We start from the raw sequence: 2994 nt of genomic DNA, 5'->3' as shown, positions 1-2994 counted from the left end.
GACGGTGCGGCTGCGGGAGGGGGCGCAGCGCCACGCGCGGGACGCCGACGCCGCGTTCCGCGACGCCGCCGCGACCGCGGACGGCGCCCTGACGGCCGTCTCCAGCCGCGTCGCCGGGGAAGCCGAGCGGACCGCGGCCGCGACCGAGCGCGCAGCCACCGGAGCCGCCAACGCCCTGCGCGTCACGCGCGAGGCCGCGGACCGGGCCGCGCGGGCGGCGCGGGACGCGGCCGACGCGGACGACACCGCGGCCGCCGTCACCGCGGCGGAACAGGCCGTGCGGGAACGGGACACCGCCGCCAACGGGGCCGGATCGGTGCGGTTGGCCGCGGACCAGGCCGAGGGGTTCGCCGGTCGGACCGCCGCGTCGGTCGCGCTGGCGGAGCGGATCGCCCGGGCGGCCGCCCCCGGCACGGACGCCCACCGCACCGTCACGGGCGACGAGGCGGCCGCCCGGTCCGGTCGCGACCGGGCGGACCGGCAGCGGGCCGAGGCGCGGGCGCGCGTGGAGGAGGCCGCCACCGCACGCCACGACTCCACCACCGCGGCCGTGGAAGCCCTCACCGCGGCCGCGCACCGCGCGGCGTCCGACTCCGCCGGTACCCGGATGGCGGCCGACGACGCCTACCGGCGGTCCGGGATCGCGCGGAACCGGCTCGCGCGGGCGGAGGACGCCGTCCGGACCGCGGTCCTGGCCGACACCGCGAGCCCCCGCCGTCCGCAGGAGTCCCGGGACGCGGTCCGGCGCCTCACCGATGCCGTCGGTGAGGCGCGGGAGGCCGCGGACTCCGCGCTGCGGGCGCGTACCGACGCGGAGGCCTCCGCGGGGTCCGCGCGCGTCGCCGGCACCGCCGCCGCCCTGGACTCCCTGGGCCGGGCGTCCGCCGCGCTGCGTTCAGCCCCGGACAGCGCCCATCCGGCGGCCACGCGGGTCGAGGCGGACCTGCGGCGGACGGACGCACTGGTGGGGGGCGCCCGCGACCTGCTCGGACGCACCGCGCAGGACCTCGCCGACGCCCGGCGCCACGCGCAGGACACCGTGCTCTCGGCCGAACGCGCCGAGGCGCTGCTCCCCTCGGACCTGCCGTCGGCGTCCCGCCTGCGCGAGAAGACGGACGCCCGGTACGACCTGGACTACCTCGTCACCTCGCGGCTGAGCGGCCCCGACCGCCTGTTCACCAGGGCGGTCCACCAAGCGGTCGCGGGCATCGTCGGACAGCGGATCGCCGACCCGCCGCCCGATCTCCCCCGGCTGGTGGACGCGGCCCTGAACCGGGTGGCGCACGAACACGGCATGTCCGCCTTCTTCGCGCCCGGGGGCCGGGAGATCACCGTCACCGATCCCGAGGCGGACGGCGCCGTCCCCAGGTCCTGGACCGTCCGGGTCTCGCTGGCGTCCGAGGACCCCGCCGGGTACCGGCACCTGGACGTCGAGCACCGGAAGTCGGGAGCGCCCCTGGAGTCCCGGGAGGAGGAGCGCAGCCGCTCCGCCACCACCGGGGGCTCATCGTCCTACGACCCGCGCCGTATCCTCGCGGCGCGTTTCACGGGAAGCCCGCTGCTGCTCGGCGACGTCACCGGGTCCGCGGCGGGACCGTGGGTGACGGCCGGCGGCAGCTTCTCCCGCGGGCAGCGCGCGGCGTCCCACGGCGGGACGACCACCGCCGCCTCCAAGATCGAGTACACGACCTTCGCCAAGCCCGAGTTCTACGCCAACGACCTGCGAGTGTGGGCCGAGGTGACCGCGCGGCCGGAAGGGGACGGGACGGCGCCCGCCGCGGGCGGAACCAGCGGGAGGGACACCGGTGAGGCCCCTGCGCCCGCCGTGGACCTCCCCGTCGGCTCCTCGGTGATCCGTGACGGCATGGTGTTCACCCTGGCCGGCGAGGTCCAGGGGCGGCCCGACGGGATGCCGGGGCGCATCGACCTCGCCCCGGGCGCCGGGGAGGGGGACGGCCCCGGCCGCCGGCCCCGCAACCTCGGCCCGACGGGCGGTCTGCCCATCGCCGTCCACAGCGTCACGCCGAACGCCCCGGACGGGAGGGGCCCGGCGCACACCGACCTGGGCTCCTGGGTCGCCGACTACCTGGTTTCCGACGCCTACCGGCTGAACAGGGAGGCGACCAGCGAGAACACCGCGGTCCAGTGGATGAAGGACCTCACCGGGCCGGGCACCGGCCAGGACATCGCGCGGTGGCAGCACGAGATTCGACACGTCCTCGACAACGACTCCTTCCAGGAGTACCTCCCCCACCTGGACCGGGGTCCGGTCACCGTGAGCGCCTCCCACCCCCGCCTGGGCGAGGTGATGATGGAGTTCTCCGCGAGGCCGCGCGACTACCGGATCAAGGACCACAGCCCGCTGATCGACGACGCGACCTTCAAGGAGAGCGTCAAGGACGGCACCAGCCTCACCCAGAGCCGCAACACGAGCTTCACCCTGACGGGGGGGACCGGTTTCGGCCTGGTGGCCGAGCTCCCCTCCGGAGGAACCCTGCGTGTCAACGCCCCCCATGTGGAGGCCACCTGGTGGCAGTCGCTGCACTCCGAGAGCCACAACGCCTCCGGCTCGGGCGAGCACCGGTCCCTCAGCCGCTACGTCTCCTCCACGGAGAGGTTCGCCGCCTACGAGGCTTCCCACGACCTGTTCGTCCACGTCCAGGGCGAGGCGGCGCCCCACCACTTCACCGTCACCGGTGTGGAGCTGCTCCCCGGCGAGACCGCGGGCCGGCTGGACCGGGCGGCACGGGGCGAGGGGCCCGCCGACAGCGGGGGCGAGGGCGAGCGGCGCCCGCCCTTCCCGCACCTGGACACCGAAAACCCCGTCCACTTCCGGGGGTCCCACTTCCTCGGCCTGGAGTGGAGCCCTCCCGCCCCCGGCGACGGGAGCGACGGGGACTCCGACGGCTCCCGGGGGACCGGGGCCCCGGACACCTCCGGGGCATCGGCACCGCCGGTCACGTCGGACGACCGGCGCGGCGTCCTGGACCGGTA

1 protein-coding gene is annotated in these 2994 nt (G+C 76.8%); it reads left to right on the top strand.

The features are described 5' to 3' along the window. Window positions 1-2994 (top strand): hypothetical protein (locus DQW06_RS28000; RefSeq protein ID WP_370449152.1); only part of this gene is annotated, 2994 nt, incomplete at both ends.

The organism is Nocardiopsis sp. TNDT3 (genome assembly GCF_003427465.1).
In the GTDB taxonomy this organism is placed as follows: domain Bacteria; phylum Actinomycetota; class Actinomycetes; order Streptosporangiales; family Streptosporangiaceae; genus Nocardiopsis; species Nocardiopsis dassonvillei.
The sequence above is the reverse complement of the archived record's forward strand: the minus strand, read 5'-3'. Positions and strand labels throughout refer to the sequence as shown.